Source organism: Klebsiella sp. 4_1_44FAA (assembly GCF_000238715.1).
GTDB classification, from domain to species: Bacteria; Pseudomonadota; Gammaproteobacteria; order Enterobacterales; family Enterobacteriaceae; genus Klebsiella; species Klebsiella pneumoniae.
Window position 1 is genome coordinate 147264 of the sequence record NZ_JH414803.1, and the last position, 17746, is coordinate 165009.

Annotated in this window: 16 protein-coding genes; 12 read left to right on the forward strand and 4 right to left on the reverse strand. The window is 57.4% G+C overall.

The genetic code is table 11. The features are described 5' to 3' along the window. Nucleotides 1–108: 108 nt before the first annotated feature. Both HMPREF1024_RS29125 and citS read right to left on the reverse strand, forming a co-directional pair. Nucleotides 109–360: an oxaloacetate decarboxylase subunit gamma gene (locus tag HMPREF1024_RS29125; protein ID WP_009309204.1), complete on the reverse strand. Its 252-nt coding sequence runs from the start codon at nt 358–360 to the stop codon at nt 109–111. A 146-nt stretch (nt 361–506) separates the two neighbouring features. After that, the gene (citS, locus tag HMPREF1024_RS07575) at nt 507–1847 is read right to left on the reverse strand and encodes a citrate/sodium symporter CitS (protein ID WP_004151375.1); all 1341 of its coding nucleotides are present in this window, start codon (nt 1845–1847) and stop codon (nt 507–509) included. Nucleotides 1848–2103: 256 nt separating this feature from the next. On the opposite strand from citS, the gene citC reads away from it, so the two are divergent. From citC to folA, 12 genes are all read left to right on the forward strand, one after another. Continuing rightward, nucleotides 2104–3132, forward strand: coding sequence for a [citrate (pro-3S)-lyase] ligase (gene citC / locus HMPREF1024_RS07570; protein WP_009309206.1), 1029 nt, complete (start codon nt 2104–2106; stop codon nt 3130–3132). A 30-nt stretch (nt 3133–3162) separates the two neighbouring features. Continuing rightward, the gene (gene citD, locus HMPREF1024_RS07565) at nt 3163–3456 is read left to right on the forward strand and encodes a citrate lyase acyl carrier protein (RefSeq protein ID WP_009309208.1); all 294 of its coding nucleotides are present in this window, start codon (nt 3163–3165) and stop codon (nt 3454–3456) included. Next, nucleotides 3453–4322: a citrate (pro-3S)-lyase subunit beta gene (gene citE / locus HMPREF1024_RS07560; RefSeq protein ID WP_004151372.1), complete on the forward strand. Its 870-nt coding sequence runs from the start codon at nt 3453–3455 to the stop codon at nt 4320–4322. The genes citD and citE overlap by 4 nt, the downstream gene beginning before the upstream one ends. Nucleotides 4323–4332: 10 nt before the next feature. Continuing rightward, nucleotides 4333–5859 (forward strand): citrate lyase subunit alpha, encoded by a 1527-nt coding sequence (gene citF, locus HMPREF1024_RS07555; RefSeq protein WP_032451405.1) that lies wholly within the window; start codon nt 4333–4335, stop codon nt 5857–5859. 18 nt (nt 5860–5877) lie between these two features. Further along, on the forward strand, nt 5878–6786 hold the full coding sequence (citG, locus tag HMPREF1024_RS07550; RefSeq protein WP_004222628.1) for a triphosphoribosyl-dephospho-CoA synthase CitG: 909 nt from the start codon (nt 5878–5880) through the stop codon (nt 6784–6786). A 228-nt stretch (nt 6787–7014) separates the two neighbouring features. Next, on the forward strand, nt 7015–7836 hold the full coding sequence (dapB, locus tag HMPREF1024_RS07545) for a 4-hydroxy-tetrahydrodipicolinate reductase (protein WP_009309213.1): 822 nt from the start codon (nt 7015–7017) through the stop codon (nt 7834–7836). 457 nt (nt 7837–8293) lie between these two features. Continuing rightward, entirely contained in the window at nt 8294–9442 is a 1149-nt protein-coding gene (gene carA, locus HMPREF1024_RS07540; protein WP_004212571.1) for a glutamine-hydrolyzing carbamoyl-phosphate synthase small subunit, read from the forward strand. Nucleotides 9443–9459: 17 nt separating this feature from the next. Then, a complete protein-coding gene (carB, locus tag HMPREF1024_RS07535) occupies nt 9460–12684 on the forward strand; it encodes a carbamoyl-phosphate synthase large subunit (protein ID WP_002888056.1) in 3225 nt (1074 codons plus the stop codon). Nucleotides 12685–12853: 169 nt separating this feature from the next. Next, nucleotides 12854–13087, forward strand: a complete 234-nt coding sequence (locus HMPREF1024_RS07530; RefSeq protein ID WP_002888059.1) for a YgdI/YgdR family lipoprotein — start codon at nt 12854–12856, stop codon at nt 13085–13087. A 131-nt stretch (nt 13088–13218) separates the two neighbouring features. Then, nucleotides 13219–13752, forward strand: a complete 534-nt coding sequence (gene kefF / locus HMPREF1024_RS07525) for a glutathione-regulated potassium-efflux system oxidoreductase KefF (RefSeq protein ID WP_009309218.1) — start codon at nt 13219–13221, stop codon at nt 13750–13752. After that, on the forward strand, nt 13745–15610 hold the full coding sequence (gene kefC, locus HMPREF1024_RS07520; RefSeq protein WP_009309220.1) for a glutathione-regulated potassium-efflux system protein KefC: 1866 nt from the start codon (nt 13745–13747) through the stop codon (nt 15608–15610). The genes kefF and kefC overlap by 8 nt, the downstream gene beginning before the upstream one ends. Nucleotides 15611–15783: 173 nt before the next feature. Next, nucleotides 15784–16263 carry a type 3 dihydrofolate reductase gene (gene folA, locus HMPREF1024_RS07515; RefSeq protein ID WP_002888320.1) on the forward strand — a complete coding sequence of 160 codons (480 nt, stop codon included), beginning with the start codon at nt 15784–15786 and terminating at the stop codon, nt 16261–16263. Nucleotides 16264–16513: 250 nt separating this feature from the next. Here the strand turns inward: folA and apaH are convergent, their stop codons facing one another. Together apaH and apaG are read right to left on the reverse strand one after the other, a co-directional pair. Then, the gene (gene apaH / locus HMPREF1024_RS07510; RefSeq protein ID WP_002888321.1) at nt 16514–17362 is read right to left on the reverse strand and encodes a bis(5'-nucleosyl)-tetraphosphatase (symmetrical) ApaH; all 849 of its coding nucleotides are present in this window, start codon (nt 17360–17362) and stop codon (nt 16514–16516) included. A gap of 4 nt (nt 17363–17366) precedes the next feature. Next, nucleotides 17367–17744, reverse strand: a complete 378-nt coding sequence (gene apaG / locus HMPREF1024_RS07505) for a Co2+/Mg2+ efflux protein ApaG (protein WP_002888323.1) — start codon at nt 17742–17744, stop codon at nt 17367–17369. Between the last annotated feature and the right edge of the window lie 2 nt (nt 17745–17746).

Below are 17746 nucleotides of genomic sequence, written 5' to 3' on the forward strand. Positions count from 1 at the left end.
GGCAACGGGCAGCATATCGTCGAGACGCAGACGGGTGGCGAACAGGGACTGGTGGGCGTCGCGCAGGACGACATCGGTAATGGCAACGGTCATGAATTCCTCCGTGAATTAAGGGTGAAGACGGCGATGGTGGTGAATGGCGGCGACAATCGCCGGCTTCAGGCGGGCGAAATCGTCGGCGGGCGCGACGGCGGCCGGCGCCGCTGCGGGGGCGGCGGGCGGCTCGGGAAACAGGCGGTTGACGGCGAGGGACATTCCCCGGATGGCGAAAATGAGCAGCAGCAGGAACACCAGTACAAAGCCCATGCCGAGAAACATCAGGGTGAAGCCTTCGCCTAACAGGATGGCATTGTCAGTCATTTATACATCTCAAATAGGGGCACGATGACGCGCTGTCTGACAAGGTTTCTGGCTAAGGAGCAGGGTGGATTTCCCTCTGCCGCTCCCGGCATTGGACCCTGATTCGTTCTTCACCTGTCAGTTCAACGTGCCATCGTGCGTATGGGTTAAATCATCATGCCGAACACGATGCTGGCGATGACCAGCACAATACCGCCGCCCAAACGGGAGGAGATTTGCGCATAAGAGATAAGGTTCATACGGTTACAGGCAGAGAGAACTTCCAGGTCGCCGGAGCCGCCGCGGTTGGCCATACACAGGCCTGCAGTGATGGCCGATTCTATTGGGAAGAAACCCATCAGCCAGCCACCGATCGCCGCGCCGAGCACCGCACCGATAACGATAATGGCGGCGATAACAACGTTAGCGAAGGTGATGGCGTTGATAATTTCCTGTAGGTCGGTGTAGCAGACGCCGACCCCGACCATCAGCACCCAGAGCAGCTGTTTGGAGAAGAAATCAGACAAGCGTTTAGCACCGGCTTTGATTTCCGGTGAGCACAGCCCGGAGGCGTTCAGCGCGGCGACGATCAGCACCATCCACGCGAAATAGTGAATAGCCACACCGCCAATGCTGGGCAGAATTTTCTTCGCCACGACGTAGGCCAGCAGGAAGCAGGTAGTGGACAGCACCAGACCGACGGCGGTTTCGCGATGGGTGATTTGTCCCGCTTTCTCATCTTCTTCCACTTTGAACGAGGCTTTACGCACCAGTTCCCCTTCGCCGCTCAGCCAGGTGTGTTTTTTGCCGATGATATCGAGGACGGCGGCAAAGACGATGGCGAAGATGTTAGCGATGGTCAGAATAGCGATAGCGGTTGAGTAATACTCTTCGCGAGAACGACCGGTGACGGAGTGGTAAATCTCCGACAGGGGGACCGCGCCCGCGCCGTTGCCGCCACCCATGATCGGCAGGACGTACAGCATCATGATGCGATCCACTGGAATACCGAACACCAGGCCGATAGCGATGCCAAAAATAGACGCGCCGACAATGCCCATCAGGATAGTTGGAATATAGCCGAGCAGTGATTTCAGCAGCAGGCGGCGGTTTACCGACAGAATTGCTCCGGTAATTAATACCGCGATGAATAAGTTAAGGAAGTTACTCTTATCCATAACGTTGCTGATAGCATCGATTTCTTTCTGCGTAAAAATACCGGCATAGACAAAATAAGCCGCCACCAGGAAAATCATCACCGGAGCGCCACCGATATATTTGTTGAATATTGGCAGGCGCTTGCCAATTTCCCCGAATATAGCGCCGATAATAAACATGATGGCAAAGCCGCCGACGATATCGGTGGGTAAAGCGTTATAAAAATGTGAAAGTAATAGTGTAATTAACGCAAATGCGTAAAGGGGGAGCGGCATGCCGAAGATTTTAAATCCCAGCAGATCGCTAACGCCCTTTTTCTCCGTCGCCGGAGCCTGACTCATGTTAGTCATAAACGTTATCCTGTTTATTGATGGAGTAGTAAGACCGGCGCATAGTAATAAATAGATCCAGGGGTAAGGTGTGATTATCTTCACTGAATACTCGTGTTTTTTATTAATTTAATTGTTTTTATGATTCTGAATTAATTAACAACATAAAAACCATAAAGCCAATTAAGCCACGAGAAAAACTGTGACTTAAATACAAGAATCCATAGCCGAACGCTGGCGAAATACAGTTCGTTTTGAAATGACGAAGCGCTAAAAAATGACACTGATATTAAAACGCGTTCAGCTATTAAAAGATAAACCGCGGCGAGAGGCGATCGATCGGTTTCTCCGCCAGCATCAACTGTCGTTAGAGGCCGACTGCGAAATGGCGATTATCGCCGAGTATCAGCAGCGGCTGGTCGGCTGCGGTGCTATCGCCGGCAATGTGCTGAAATGCATCGCCATCGATCCCTCGCTGCAGGGGGAGGGGCTGAGCCTTAAATTACTGACCGAGCTCCTGACGCTGGCCTATGAGCTGGGGCGCAGCGAACTGTTTTTGTTCACTAAACTTTGCAATGCCGCGTTATTTTCCGGCGCCGGCTTCTGGCCGATAGCCCAGGCGGGCGACCGCGCCGTGCTAATGGAAAATAGCCGCGAACGACTGACTCGTTACTGCCGACAGCTGGCGATGTACCGTCAGCCGGGAAGAAAAATCGGCGCTATCGTGATGAACGCCAATCCCTTCACCCTCGGCCACCGCTGGTTGGTAGAACAGGCGGCCAGCCAGTGCGACTGGCTGCATCTGTTTGTGGTCAAAGAAGATGCGTCCTGCTTTTCCTATCACGATCGCTTCAAACTCATTGAACAGGGGATTACCGGCATCGATAAGGTGACGCTGCATCCCGGTTCGGCGTATCTGATCTCGCGGGCGACGTTCCCCGGCTATTTCCTGAAAGAGCAGGGGGCGGTTGATGACTGCCACAGCCAGATTGACCTGCAGCTCTTCCGCGAGCGCCTGGCCCCGGCGCTGCAGATTACCCATCGCTTTGTCGGCACCGAGCCGCTGTGTCCCCTGACCCGTAATTACAACCAGCGCATGAAGTCACTACTGGAAGCGCCAGGCGACGCGCCGCCCATTGAAGTAGTTGAGCTTGCGCGAATCGAAAAAAATGGTGGACCCGTGTCGGCCTCCCGAGTGCGCGAACTCTATCGACAGCGCAACTGGCAGGCGGTCGCGGCGCTGGTACCGCCGGGGATCCTCTCTTTTCTGATGCAACTGGCGGAAAGCGAACATCAAACCGCCTGATTTTTATGCCCTAACTAAGGATTTTCCCCTATGGAAATGAAGATTGACGCCCTGGCCGGCACGCTGGAGTCCAGCGATGTGATGGTCAGGATTGGACCGGCGGCGCAGCCGGGCATTCAGCTGGAAATCGACAGCATTGTGAAACAACAGTTTGGCGCTGCGATTGAGCAGGTAGTGAGAGAAACGCTGGCTCAGCTTGGCGTGAAACAGGCCAGCGTGGTGGTCGATGATAAAGGCGCGCTGGAATGTGTTTTGCGAGCTCGCGTACAGGCCGCGGCGCTGCGCGCGGCGCAACAGACCCAATTACAATGGAGCCAGCTATGAAACCACGTCGCAGTATGTTGTTCATCCCTGGCGCCAATGCCGCCATGTTAAGCACGTCATTCGTCTACGGCGCCGATGCGGTGATGTTCGACCTGGAAGATGCCGTTTCGCTGCGCGAGAAAGATACCGCTCGTCTGCTGGTGTATCAGGCGCTGCAGCATCCACTGTATCAGGATATCGAAACCGTGGTGCGCATTAACCCGCTGAATACGCCGTTCGGTCTTGCCGACCTTGAAGCGGTAGTCCGCGCGGGCGTGGATATGGTGCGTCTGCCGAAAACCGACAGCAAAGAAGATATCCATGAGCTGGAAGCGCATGTTGAGCGGATTGAACGCGAGTGCGGCCGGGAAGTGGGCAGCACCAAGTTAATGGCGGCGATCGAGTCGGCGCTGGGCGTGGTGAACGCGGTGGAAATCGCCCGTGCCAGCCCGCGTCTGGCGGCGATCGCGCTGGCGGCCTTCGATTACGTGATGGATATGGGCACCTCCCGCGGCGACGGTACTGAACTGTTCTACGCCCGCTGCGCTGTACTGCATGCCGCCCGCGTTGCCGGCATCGCCGCCTATGACGTGGTGTGGTCGGATATCAATAATGAAGAGGGCTTCCTGGCGGAAGCGAATCTGGCCAAAAACCTCGGCTTTAACGGCAAATCGTTGGTTAACCCACGACAAATTGAACTCCTGCATCAGGTCTATGCCCCGACGCGCAAAGAGGTCGATCACGCGCTGGAAGTGATTGCCGCGGCGGAAGAAGCAGAAACACGAGGTCTGGGTGTGGTATCGCTGAACGGCAAGATGATCGATGGACCGATTATCGACCATGCTCGCAAAGTGGTGGCGCTCTCGGCTTCCGGTATTCGTGATTAAGGGGAATAAGATGAAAGAGACAGTAGCAATGCTTAATCAGCAGTACGTGATGCCGAATGGACTGACACCTTATGCCGGCGTAACGGCGAAAAGTCCCTGGCTGGCGAGTGAGAGCGAAAAGCGCCAGCGCAAAATCTGCGATTCGCTGGAAACGGCAATCCGTCGCTCCGGCCTGCAAAACGGCATGACCATCTCGTTTCACCACGCGTTTCGCGGCGGTGACAAAGTCGTCAATATGGTAGTGGCGAAGCTGGCGGAAATGGGTTTTCGCGATCTGACGCTGGCATCCAGTTCGCTGATCGACGCCCACTGGCCGCTGATCGAGCATATTAAAAATGGCGTGATCCGCCAGATCTACACCTCCGGCCTGCGCGGCAAGTTGGGCGAGGAGATCTCCGCCGGTTTAATGGAAAACCCGGTGCAGATCCACTCCCACGGCGGTCGCGTACAGCTGATTCAAAGCGGCGAGCTGTCGATTGATGTCGCGTTTCTCGGCGTTCCTTGCTGCGATGAGTTTGGCAACGCCAACGGCTTTAGCGGTAAATCACGCTGCGGTTCTCTGGGCTACGCGCGCGTCGATGCCGAGCACGCTAAATGCGTGGTGCTGCTCACCGAAGAGTGGGTGGATTATCCTAACTATCCGGCCAGTATTGCCCAGGATCAGGTGGATCTGATAGTCCAGGTAGATGAAGTCGGCGATCCGCAAAAAATTACCGCGGGTGCCATCCGTCTGACCAGCAACCCGCGCGAGCTGCTGATCGCCCGCCAGGCGGCGAAAGTCGTTGAGCACTCCGGTTACTTTAAAGAGGGTTTCTCGCTGCAGACCGGTACCGGCGGCGCCTCGCTGGCAGTAACTCGCTTCCTTGAAGATAAAATGCGCCGTAACGGCATTACCGCCAGCTTCGGCCTCGGCGGTATCACCGGGACGATGGTCGATTTGCACGAAAAAGGGTTGATCAAAACGCTGCTCGATACCCAGTCCTTCGATGGCGACGCGGCGCGTTCGCTGGCGGAGAACCCGAACCATGTCGAGATCTCCACCAATCAGTATGCCAGCCCGGGCTCCAAAGGCGCCTCCTGCGAGCGCTTAAACGTGGTGATGCTCAGCGCGCTGGAAATTGATATCGACTTTAACGTTAACGTGATGACCGGTTCTAACGGTGTGCTGCGCGGGGCGTCCGGTGGCCATAGCGATACCGCCGCCGGTGCGGATTTGACCATTATTACCGCGCCGTTAGTTCGCGGCCGTATTCCCTGCGTCGTGGAAAAGGTGCTGACCCGCGTCACGCCGGGGGCCAGCGTGGATGTGCTGGTCACTGACCACGGCATTGCGGTCAACCCGGCACGTCAGGACCTGATCGACAATTTGCGCAGCGCAGGCATTCCGCTGATGACCATTGAGGAACTGCAGCAGCGTGCTGAGCTGTTGACTGGCAAGCCGCAGCCGATCGAATTTACCGATCGGGTGGTGGCGGTGGTGCGCTATCGCGACGGTTCGGTCATCGATGTGATTCGTCAGGTGAAAAACAGCGACTAAACGCAGAGGGGAAAGGCCATGAGCGACGTGTTAATTAATCCTGCGCGTGTGCGGCGCGTGAAGCCACTGAGTGCCGAAGAGGTGGTCAGCGCGGTAGAGCGCGCGCTGTTGACCGAAGTTCGCCTGACCCCAAAGCCCGGGTTGGTGGATATTCGTAACGCTGGCGCGCACTGGGATATGGATCTGGCCTCGTTTGAGGCCAGCACCGCGGTGGTGGCTCCGTGGATGGAGAAATTTTTCATCATGGGCCACGATACTGCGGCGGTCGCGCCGGAGCAGGTATTGATGATGCTGCGCCCGGTAGGGATGGCCTGTGAGAACGATATGCTGGAGGCCACCGGCGGGGTGAATACCCATCGCGGGGCGATCTTCGCTTTTGGCCTGCTCAGCGCGGCGGCGGGCAGGCTGGTGTCGAAAGGTGAGCCGATAGAGCAGCACCGGCTTTGCGACCAGGTGGCGCGCTTCTGTCGCGGCATGGTTATGCAGGAGTTGTCTTCTGCTGGCGGGGAACGGCTCAGTAAAGGCGAGGCTCATTTTCTGCGCTATGGTCTCTCCGGGGCCCGCGGCGAGGCGGAGAGCGGTTTCCTGACTGTGCGTACCCAGGCCATGCCAGTCTTTACCCGCATGATGGAAGAGACCGGCGACAGTAATCTGGCGCTACTGCAAACCCTGCTGCATCTGATGGCGTGGAATGATGACACCAACCTGGTCTCGCGCGGCGGGCTTGCCGGGCTGAACTTTGTCCAGCAGGAGGCGCAGCGACTGCTGTGGCAGGGCGGCGTGCTGGCGGACGGCGGGCTGGAGGCGCTGCGACAGTTTGACGATGAGCTGATTGCCCGCCATCTCAGCCCCGGCGGCAGCGCCGATCTGTTGGCGGTGACCTGGTTTTTATCCGCGTTTCCCGCCGGCGCGCTTTTCCCGCTGTAACCCACTGCAATACCGCCTTCGCCCGCACTGTACGGGCGAAGGCGCCATCATTAGCCTTCCCGGTTGTCATCAGGTAAACACGGAATCGCGGCACAATCGTATAGTTTTTACTGATATCGTCCGCTGTTTGTCATAAATTTCTAATTATCGGCGTTTTTGAGTAGCGGCCCGCTGACGGGCTGGTTACTCTGAAAACAATTTACGTAATGTTAACAAAAGAGAATAGCTATGCATGATGCACAAATCCGCGTGGCCATCGCCGGCGCGGGCGGCCGGATGGGACGCCAGTTAATTCAGGCTGCATTGCAGATGGAAGGCGTGGCGCTGGGCGCGGCGCTGGAGCGTGAAGGGTCAAGCCTGGTGGGCAGCGACGCCGGCGAGCTGGCGGGCGCCGGCAAAGCGGGCGTCGCGGTGCAGAGCAGCCTGGCGGCGGTAAAAGATGATTTCGACGTGTTGATCGATTTTACCCGCCCGGAAGGCACGCTGAACCATCTGGCGTTTTGCCGCGATCACGGCAAAGGGATGGTCATCGGCACCACCGGTTTTGACGACGCTGGCAAACAGGCGATTCGCGATGCCGCGCAGGACATTGCCATTGTCTTCGCCGCTAACTTTAGCGTTGGCGTCAATGTCCTGTTGAAGCTGCTGGAGAAGGCGGCGAAGGTGATGGGCGACTATACCGACATCGAAATTATCGAAGCGCACCACCGGCATAAAGTGGATGCGCCGTCAGGCACCGCGCTGGCGATGGGCGAAGCGATCGCCGGGGCATTGAACAAAGATCTCAAGGACTGCGCGGTCTACAGTCGTGAAGGCTACACTGGCGAACGCGTCCCGGGCACCATCGGCTTCGCGACCGTTCGCGCGGGGGATATTGTCGGGGAGCATACGGCAATGTTTGCCGACATCGGTGAGCGTATTGAAATCACCCATAAAGCGTCCAGCCGCATGACCTTTGCAAATGGCGCCGTTCGTTCAGCGTTATGGCTGAGAGACAAGAAAAATGGCCTGTTTGATATGCGTGATGTGCTGGATCTGAATAGTTTATAACGATTATTATCCATCGTGATGTGGTTATTGCTATCAATAAGTTATTGATGCAAGGGGCAATATTTTGTTGCCCTTTTTTATTTTTGCGAATTACGGTGTGTTTCTTAAGTCTAATGCGTAAAAAATACAATATTAGCGTGTTTTTTAGTGAATGAAATGTAAATTTTGACCATTTGGTCCACTTTTTTGTCGATCATCGCTCTGTTTTACACTCTTCCACATCCGCAAGCGTTTTCTCAGCCAGGTTTGTTGATCTTTTTGGCGTAAAAATCACGTGTTACGCACCAGTGGCGTAAAATGACATTAAAAATATCCGCTTTAAGTTGACTTTTATCCGACATCTCTCCAGAATGCCGCCGTTTGCCAAAAATCTGCGGGCAACAGATTTGCATTGATTCAGATCGTGTTTATGAATTAATATGCAAATAAAGTGAGTGGATATTCTCTGGAGGATGTTTTGATTAAGTCAGCGCTATTGGTTCTGGAAGACGGAACCCAGTTTCACGGTCGGGCCATCGGGGCAACCGGCACGGCGGTTGGGGAAGTCGTTTTCAATACTTCAATGACCGGTTATCAAGAAATCCTCACTGATCCTTCCTATTCCCGCCAAATCGTCACTCTTACTTATCCTCATATTGGTAATGTCGGCACCAACGCCGCCGATGAAGAATCTTCTCAGGTACATGCGCAGGGTCTGGTTATTCGCGACCTGCCGCTGATTGCCAGCAACTTCCGCAGTACTGAAGACCTCTCTTCTTATCTGAAGCGCCATAACATCGTGGCGATTGCCGATATCGATACCCGCAAGCTGACGCGTCTGCTGCGTGAGAAAGGGGCGCAGAACGGCTGCATCATCGCGGGCGACAGCCCGGATGCCCAGCTGGCGCTGGAAAAAGCGAAAGCGTTCCCGGGCCTGAACGGCATGGACTTGGCGAAGGAAGTGACCACCGCAGAAACCTATAGCTGGACGCAAGGCAGCTGGACCCTGGCGGGCGACCTGCCGGAAGCGAAAGCGGAAAGCGAGCTGCCGTTCCACGTTGTGGCATATGACTTCGGCGCGAAACGCAACATCCTGCGCATGCTGGTTGACCGCGGCTGCCGCCTGACGGTGGTGCCGGCGAAGACCTCCGCCGCGGACGTGCTGGCGCTCAATCCGGACGGTATCTTCCTCTCCAACGGCCCTGGCGACCCGGCGCCGTGCGATTACGCTATCGAGGCGATTGAAAAATTCCTTGAGACCGATATTCCGGTATTCGGCATCTGCCTTGGCCATCAGCTACTGGCGCTGGCGAGCGGTGCCAAGACCATTAAGATGAAGTTCGGCCACCACGGCGGCAACCACCCGGTGAAAGATATTGATAACAACGTGGTGATGATCACTGCCCAGAACCATGGTTTCGCCGTAGATGAGGCGACGCTGCCGGCCAACCTGCGCGTGACCCATAAGTCGCTGTTCGACGGCACCCTGCAGGGGATCCATCGTACCGACAAACCGGCGTTCAGCTTCCAGGGGCACCCTGAAGCGAGCCCGGGGCCGCACGATGCCGCGCCGCTGTTCGACCACTTTATCGAGTTAATTGAGCAATACCGTCAGTCCGCGAAATAATCAGGAGTAAAAGAGCAATGCCAAAACGTACAGACATAAAAAGTATCCTGATTCTGGGCGCGGGCCCGATTGTTATCGGTCAGGCGTGTGAGTTTGACTACTCCGGCGCCCAGGCCTGTAAAGCGCTGCGCGAAGAGGGCTACCGCGTTATCCTGGTGAACTCTAACCCGGCGACCATCATGACCGACCCGGAAATGGCCGATGCCACCTACATCGAGCCGATTCACTGGGAAGTGGTGCGTAAAATCATCGAAAAAGAGCGCCCGGATGCGGTGCTGCCGACCATGGGCGGCCAGACGGCGCTGAACTGCGCGCTCGAGCTGGAGCGTCAGGGGGTCCTGGCTGAATTCGGCGTGACCATGATTGGCGCCACCGCCGATGCGATTGATAAAGCCGAAGACCGTCGCCGTTTCGATATCGCAATGAAAAAAATCGGCCTCGACACCGCGCGCTCTGGTATCGCCCACACGATGGAAGAGGCGCTGGCGGTTGCCGCCGACGTTGGTTTCCCGTGCATCATCCGTCCGTCCTTCACCATGGGCGGCACCGGCGGCGGTATCGCCTATAACCGCGAAGAGTTCGAAGAAATTTGCGAACGCGGCCTGGATCTCTCTCCGACCAACGAACTGCTGATCGATGAATCGCTGATCGGTTGGAAAGAGTACGAGATGGAAGTGGTGCGCGATAAGAACGATAACTGCATCATCGTCTGCTCCATCGAAAACTTCGACGCCATGGGGATCCACACCGGTGACTCCATCACCGTTGCCCCGGCGCAGACCCTGACCGACAAAGAGTACCAGATCATGCGTAACGCCTCGATGGCGGTGCTGCGTGAAATCGGCGTCGAAACCGGCGGCTCTAACGTGCAGTTCGCGGTCAACCCGAAAAACGGTCGCCTGATCGTTATCGAAATGAACCCGCGCGTCTCCCGCTCCTCGGCGCTGGCCTCTAAGGCCACCGGCTTCCCGATTGCTAAAGTGGCAGCCAAGCTGGCGGTAGGTTATACCCTTGACGAGCTGATGAACGACATCACCGGCGGCCGCACCCCGGCTTCCTTTGAACCGTCCATTGACTACGTGGTCACTAAAATCCCACGCTTTAACTTCGAAAAATTCGCCGGCGCCAACGACCGTCTGACCACCCAGATGAAGTCTGTCGGCGAAGTGATGGCGATTGGCCGTACCCAGCAGGAATCCTTGCAGAAAGCGCTGCGCGGTCTGGAAGTGGGCGCTACCGGCTTTGACCCGAAAGTGAGCCTCGACGACCCGGAAGCGCTGACCAAAATCCGCCGCGAGCTGAAAGATGCCGGCGCTGAGCGTATCTGGTATATCGCTGACGCGTTCCGCGCGGGTCTCTCGGTTGACGGCGTCTTCAACCTGACCAACATCGACCGCTGGTTCCTGGTACAGATTGAAGAGCTGGTCCGTCTGGAAGAGAAAGTGGCGGAAGTGGGCATCAACGGCCTCGACGCTGACTTCCTGCGCACCCTGAAGCGTAAAGGCTTTGCCGATGCGCGTCTGGCGAAGCTGGCGGGCGTGCGGGAAGCGGAAATCCGCAAGCTGCGCGACCAGTATGACCTGCACCCGGTCTACAAGCGCGTGGACACCTGCGCTGCGGAATTTGCTACCGATACCGCCTACATGTACTCCACTTATGAAGAAGAGTGTGAGTCCAACCCGTCCGTTGACCGCGATAAAATCATGGTCCTCGGCGGCGGCCCGAACCGTATCGGTCAGGGTATCGAATTCGACTACTGCTGCGTACACGCCTCGCTGGCGCTGCGCGAGGACGGTTACGAGACCATCATGGTCAACTGTAACCCGGAAACCGTCTCTACCGACTACGACACCTCCGACCGTCTGTATTTTGAGCCGGTGACCCTGGAAGACGTGCTGGAAATCGTGCGCATCGAGAAGCCAAAAGGCGTTATCGTCCAGTACGGCGGCCAGACCCCGCTGAAGCTGGCTCGTGCCCTGGAAGCTGCCGGCGTGCCGGTTATCGGTACCAGTCCGGACGCTATCGACCGGGCGGAAGACCGTGAGCGCTTCCAGCACGCGGTTGACCGTCTGAAGCTGAAGCAGCCGGCGAACGCCACCGTCACCGCCATTGAGCAGGCGGTAGAGAAAGCGAAAGAGATTGGCTACCCGCTGGTGGTGCGTCCGTCTTATGTGCTCGGCGGCCGGGCGATGGAGATCGTCTATGACGAGCAGGATCTGCGCCGCTACTTCCAGACCGCGGTCAGCGTCTCCAACGACGCGCCGGTGCTGCTGGATCGCTTCCTCGACGATGCGATTGAAGTGGATGTCGATGCCATCTGCGATGGCGAAATGGTGCTGATTGGCGGCATCATGGAGCATATCGAGCAGGCAGGCGTCCACTCCGGCGACTCCGCCTGTTCCCTGCCGGCCTACACCCTGAGCAAAGAGATTCAGGATGTGATGCGCGAGCAGGTGCAGAAGCTGGCCTTCGAGCTGCAGGTTCGCGGCCTGATGAACGTCCAGTTCGCGGTGAAAGATAACGAAGTTTATCTGATTGAGGTCAACCCGCGTGCGGCGCGTACCGTACCGTTCGTCTCCAAAGCCACCGGCGTCCCGCTGGCGAAAGTGGCGGCGCGCGTGATGGCCGGTAAGACGCTGGCGCAGCAGGGCGTGACCAAAGAGATCATCCCGCCGTACTACTCGGTGAAAGAGGTGGTCCTGCCGTTCAATAAATTCCCGGGCGTTGACCCGCTGTTAGGGCCAGAAATGCGCTCCACCGGGGAAGTGATGGGCGTCGGCCGCACCTTTGCCGAAGCGTTCGCCAAAGCGCAGCTGGGCAGCAACTCGACCATGAAGAAACAGGGTCGCGCGCTGCTCTCCGTCCGCGAAGGCGATAAAGAGCGCGTGGTTGACCTGGCGGCGAAGCTGCTGAAGTTTGGCTTTGAGCTGGATGCGACTCACGGTACGGCGATTGTGCTGGGTGAAGCGGGCATTAACCCGCGTCTGGTGAACAAGGTGCATGAAGGTCGTCCGCACATTCAGGACCGCATCAAGAATGGCGAATATACCTACATCATCAACACCACCGCAGGTCGCCAGGCGATTGAAGACTCCAAGCTGATTCGCCGCAGCGCGCTGCAGTACAAAGTGCATTACGACACCACCCTGAACGGCGGCTTTGCCACCGCGATGGCGCTGAACGCTGACGCCACCGAGAAGGTGATTTCGGTTCAGGAAATGCACGCGCAAATCACTAAATAAGCTTCCCGGCCTGGCCGGATAGCAACAATCCTGGGCTGACGACATCGTCAGCCTATTTTTTTTGGCCGCAGCCATCTTCAGAGAGTTCTGCTTTTAACCCCCTGTCGGGTCAGGCTAACTATAGTTAGCACCATAACGATACCTATTGATGAAAAGACAGGAGGATACAATGCGGAACAATATTCTGGTGGCATCCGCACTGGCAGCGACGGCAATCATGTTCGTGGCCGGCTGCTCATCGAATCAGTCGATCAAAACCACCGACGGCAAGACCATTGTCACCAGCGGCAAACCGCAGGTGGATGATGACACCGGCCTTGTCTCATACAAAAATGCCGAAACCGGCCGCGTGGAGCAGATTAACCGCGACCAGGTGAAGTCCATGGACGAGCTGGATAACTAAGGCCTGACGTTAACCCTCAGGGCGCGCGTTGCGTAAGCCATCGCGACATAAATCACAGTTATCATTGTAAGCGGTTCGCTTAACTGTCTACACTCTTGCTGATTACGACAAGAGCAAACGCAGGCCAATCAATGATTCTGATAATTTATGCGCATCCTTATCCGCAGCATTCTCATGCGAATAAGCGAATGCTTGAACAGGCAGGGACGCTTGAAGGCGTAGAGATACGCTCCCTCTATCAACTCTATCCCGACTTTAATATCGATGTCGCCGCCGAGCAGGCGGCGCTGGCCCGTGCCGATCTGGTTATCTGGCAGCATCCTATGCAGTGGTATAGCGTACCGCCGCTGCTCAAGCTGTGGATGGACAAGGTGCTGTCGCACGGCTGGGCCTATGGTCACAACGGTATTGCGCTGCGCGGTAAATCGCTGATGTGGGCGGTGACCACCGGCGGCGGTGAAAGCCACTTCGACATCGGCTCATTCCCCGGTTTTCCGGTGCTGGCGCAGCCGTTGCAGGCAACCGCGCTTTACTGCGGAATGAAATGGCTGCCGCCGTTCGCTATGCACTGCACCTTTATCTGCGATGACGAAACGCTGCAGGCGCAGGCCCGCCATTATCGTCAACGCTTAATCGACTGGCAGGAGGCACACCATAATGGATAGCCATACGCTGATACAAGCGCTGATTTACCTGGGCGCCGCGGCGCTGATTGTGCCCATCGCCGTCCGCCTGGGGCTGGGGTCGGTGCTGGGCTATCTGATCGCTGGCTGTATTATCGGCCCGTGGGGGCTGCGGCTGGTGACTGACGCCGAGGCGATTCTGCACTTTGCCGAGATTGGCGTGGTGCTGATGTTGTTCGTCATTGGTCTGGAGCTCGATCCGCAGCGCTTATGGAAGCTGCGCGCCTCGGTGTTTGGCGGCGGCGCACTGCAGATGGTGGCCTGCGGGGTGTTGATCGGTCTGTTCTGCATGCTGCTGGGCCTGCGCTGGCAGGTGGCCGAGCTGATTGGTATGACTCTGGCGCTTTCTTCCACAGCCATTGCTATGCAGGCGATGAATGAGCGCAATCTGACGGTGTCGCAGATGGGGCGCAGCGCCTTTGCGGTGCTGCTGTTCCAGGATATCGCCGCGATCCCGCTGGTGGCGATGATCCCGCTGCTGGCGGCCAGCGGCGGCGCCACTTCGCTGATGGCTTTTGCCCTCTCCGCGCTGAAAGTGGCCGCAGCGCTGGCGCTGGTGGTGGTCCTTGGGCGCTATCTGACCCGCCCGCTGCTGCGCTTTGTCGCCCGTTCTGGTCTGCGCGAAGTGTTCAGCGCCGTGGCCCTGTTCCTGGTCTTCGGCTTTGGCTTATTGCTGGAAGAGGTGGGGCTGTCGATGGCGATGGGGGCGTTTCTCGCCGGGGTGCTGCTGGCCAGTTCCGAATATCGTCATGCGCTGGAGAGTGATATTGAGCCGTTTAAAGGACTGCTGTTGGGGCTGTTCTTTATCGGCGTCGGCATGTCGATTGATTTCGGCACCCTGGTCACCCATCCGCTGCGCATTGTGATTTTGCTGGTCGGTTTCCTGGCGATAAAAATGCTGATGCTGTGGCTTATCGCCAGGCCGCTTGGCGTACCGCGCGCCCAGCGCCGCTGGTTTGCGGTGCTGCTGGGGCAGGGGAGTGAGTTCGCGTTTGTGGTGTTTGGCGCCGCGCGGATGGCGGATGTACTGGACGGCGAATGGGCAAAAGCGTTGACCCTGGCGGTGGCCCTGTCGATGGCGGCAACCCCCATTCTGCTGGTGCTGCTGACCCGTCTGGAGAAATCGTCCAGCGGCCAGGCACGTGATGCTGACGAGATTGATGAAGAGCAGCCGCGGGTGATTGTTGCCGGCTTTGGCCGCTTCGGGCAGATTGCCGGGCGATTGCTGCTCTCAAGCGGGGTGAAGATGGTGATCCTCGATCATGACCCGGACCATGTCGATACCCTGCGCAAATTTGATATGAAGGTTTTCTACGGCGATGCCACCCGGGTCGATCTGCTGGAGTCGGCCGGGGCCGAAAAGGCGGAAGTGCTGATCAATGCCATTGACGATCCGCACGTCAGCCTGGAGCTGGTGGCGAGGGTAAAAGAGCATTTTCCGCATCTGCAGATCATCTCCCGCGCCCGCGATGTCGATCATTACATTCAGCTGCGCCAGGCTGGCGTCGAGGCCCCGGAGCGTGAAACCTTCGAGGCGGCGCTGAAGTCCGGCCGAATGACGCTGGAGGCGCTGGGGCTCGGCGCCTATGAAGCGCGCGAGCGGGCCGATCTGTTTCGTCGATTCAACCTGCAAATGGTCGAAGAGATGGTGGCGATGGCGGAAAACGATGCCGCGTCGCGGGTGGCGGTCTTCAAGCGGACCAGCGATATGCTGACCGGCATCATCAACGAAGATCGTCATCATCTGTCGCTGGTGCAGCGTCATGGCTGGCAGGGTACGGAAGAGGGCAGGCACACCGGGGATATCGCCGATGAGCCGGAAAATAAGCCCTCAGCCTGAGGTTGACCAGTAACATTTTGTTTTCGTTTGGATCCTCTTCTGGCGGCCCACGGTGTGAACGTGGGCTTGCCAGCAAATCAGAAAATTTTCTTATTCTTTACCCTCCGGCCAGTCGACGAAGTTGTACGCTTTCCGTATAGTGGCGACAATTTTTTGCACTCGGGAATGAATGAATGATCAGTCTGATTGCGGCGTTAGCGGTAGATCGCGTCATTGGTATGGAAAACGCCATGCCATGGAACCTGCCTGCCGATCTCGCCTGGTTCAAACGCAACACGTTAAATAAGCCGGTGGTGATGGGGCGTCTGACCTGGGAATCCATTGGGCGCCCATTGCCGGGGCGTAAAAATATCGTGATCAGCAGCAAACCCGGCAGCGACGATCGCGTGCAGTGGGTCTCCTCCGTAGAAGAAGCAATTGCCGCCTGCGGCGATGTGGAAGAGATTATGGTGATCGGCGGCGGCCGGGTGTATGAGCAGTTCCTGCCGAAAGCGCAGAAGCTCTACTTGACCCATATTGATGCGGAAGTGGAAGGCGATACCCATTTCCCGGATTACGATCCGGACGAATGGGAGTCGGTGTTCAGCGAGTTTCATGACGCCGACGCGCAGAACTCCCATAGCTACTGCTTTGAGATCCTCGAACGCCGTTAAGCGGGCAGGATAGCGATAAAAAAACCCGGTCGCGTCTGGCGTGACCGGGGTTTTCTTTTGCATGAATTGCGCGACGATGGCGCACTCAGTATCTCGTCATGTTTCCCGTCGCGGGCTTCGTCTTCCTGGAGCGCTGCCCGGGCTACAAATGGCAAGGAAATGTAGGTCGGGTAAGGCGTTAGCCGCCACCCGACAAAACGACGCCGCAGGTAGCCCGGATAAGGCGCAACGCGCCGCTATCCGGGAAGAGTCAGGACGCGACGGCTTCGCCTTCGTCGAGGCTTTTCTGCCGGTTTGACGGCTGGGTGAAGTACTGCTTATCTTCCCAGCGCAGGCAGGTGAGTTCCCCGCCCCAGCAGCAGCCGGTATCCAGGGCGTAAATCCCCTCCGGTGTGCCGCGTCCCTCCAGCGAAGCCCAGTGGCCAAAGGCAATGCTGTAGGCATTGCTGACCGGGCCGGGAATGGCAAACCACGGCTTCAGCGGCGCCGGGGCGTCCTCGGGCGCTTCCTTCGAATACATATCCAGCTGGCCGTTCGGGAAACAGTAGCGCATGCGGGTAAAGGCGTTAGAGATAAAGCGCAGGCGCGCCAGGCCGCTCAGCTCGTTGCTCCAGTGGTTCGGCATGTCGCCGTACATGGCATCGAGGAAGAAAGGATAGGAGTCGCTGGAGAGCACTGCTTCAACATCACGCGCGCACTGCTGGGCGGTCTCCAGATCCCACTGCGGCGTAATGCCGGCATGGGCCATCACCAGCTTTTTCTCTTCATCCACCTGCAGCAGCGGCTGGCGACGCAGCCAGTTGAGCAGCTCATCGGCATCCGGCGCTTCCAGCAGTGGTTTCAGACGATCCTTTGGCTTGTTGCGGCTGATACCGGCAAAGACCGCCAGCAGGTGTAAGTCATGGTTGCCCAGCACCAGTCGAACGCTGTCGCCCAGAGATTTGACATAGCGCAGGACCTCCAGCGATCCCGGGCCTCGGGCCACCAGATCGCCGGTCAGCCACAGCGTATCTCTCCGCGGATCGAATTCAACCTGCGCTAATAATGCGATCAGTTCATCGTAGCAACCGTGAACGTCGCCAATAAGGTATGTTGACATTGTTTTAATGAATGAGCGTTGGAACTGCGAGACGGAAAACAGGGATCTCAATACGGAACGGCGCGCCGTCGATATCGATCATCTCATAATGACCCTGCATGGTTCCCAGCGGCGTTTCAATCACTGCGCCGCTGGTATATTGATATTCACCGCCGGCGGGAATATGCGGTTGCTCGCCGACCACCCCTTCACCCTGAACTTCAGTCTCACGACCGTGGCCGTTAGTGATGAGCCAGTAGCGGCCAAGCAGCTGAACCTGACTCCGCCCCAGGTTGCGAATGGTGACGGTGTAAGCGAAGACGTAGCGCTCTTCTTCCGGGGAAGACTGCGATTCGATATAGACGCTCTGTACCTGGACACACACCCGGGGCGAATGAATCATGG

Excerpts from the sequence above, each read along its gene's own strand:
- apaH (WP_002888321.1), bottom strand. The coding sequence starts at position 17,362 with ATGTCAACATACCTTATTGGCGACGTTCACGGTTGCTACGATGAACTG.
- apaG (WP_002888323.1), bottom strand. The coding sequence starts at position 17,744 with ATGATTCATTCGCCCCGGGTGTGTGTCCAGGTACAGAGCGTCTATATC.
- citG (WP_004222628.1), top strand. The coding sequence starts at position 5,878 with ATGAGCGACGTGTTAATTAATCCTGCGCGTGTGCGGCGCGTGAAGCCA.
- citS (WP_004151375.1), bottom strand. The coding sequence starts at position 1,847 with ATGACTAACATGAGTCAGGCTCCGGCGACGGAGAAAAAGGGCGTTAGC.
- citC (WP_009309206.1), top strand. The coding sequence starts at position 2,104 with ATGACACTGATATTAAAACGCGTTCAGCTATTAAAAGATAAACCGCGG.
- kefC (WP_009309220.1), top strand. The coding sequence starts at position 13,745 with ATGGATAGCCATACGCTGATACAAGCGCTGATTTACCTGGGCGCCGCG.
- HMPREF1024_RS29125 (WP_009309204.1), bottom strand. The coding sequence starts at position 360 with ATGACTGACAATGCCATCCTGTTAGGCGAAGGCTTCACCCTGATGTTT.
- folA (WP_002888320.1), top strand. The coding sequence starts at position 15,784 with ATGATCAGTCTGATTGCGGCGTTAGCGGTAGATCGCGTCATTGGTATG.
- HMPREF1024_RS07530 (WP_002888059.1), top strand. The coding sequence starts at position 12,854 with ATGCGGAACAATATTCTGGTGGCATCCGCACTGGCAGCGACGGCAATC.
- citF (WP_032451405.1), top strand. The coding sequence starts at position 4,333 with ATGAAAGAGACAGTAGCAATGCTTAATCAGCAGTACGTGATGCCGAAT.
- citE (WP_004151372.1), top strand. The coding sequence starts at position 3,453 with ATGAAACCACGTCGCAGTATGTTGTTCATCCCTGGCGCCAATGCCGCC.
- citD (WP_009309208.1), top strand. The coding sequence starts at position 3,163 with ATGGAAATGAAGATTGACGCCCTGGCCGGCACGCTGGAGTCCAGCGAT.
- kefF (WP_009309218.1), top strand. The coding sequence starts at position 13,219 with ATGATTCTGATAATTTATGCGCATCCTTATCCGCAGCATTCTCATGCG.
- carB (WP_002888056.1), top strand. The coding sequence starts at position 9,460 with ATGCCAAAACGTACAGACATAAAAAGTATCCTGATTCTGGGCGCGGGC.
- dapB (WP_009309213.1), top strand. The coding sequence starts at position 7,015 with ATGCATGATGCACAAATCCGCGTGGCCATCGCCGGCGCGGGCGGCCGG.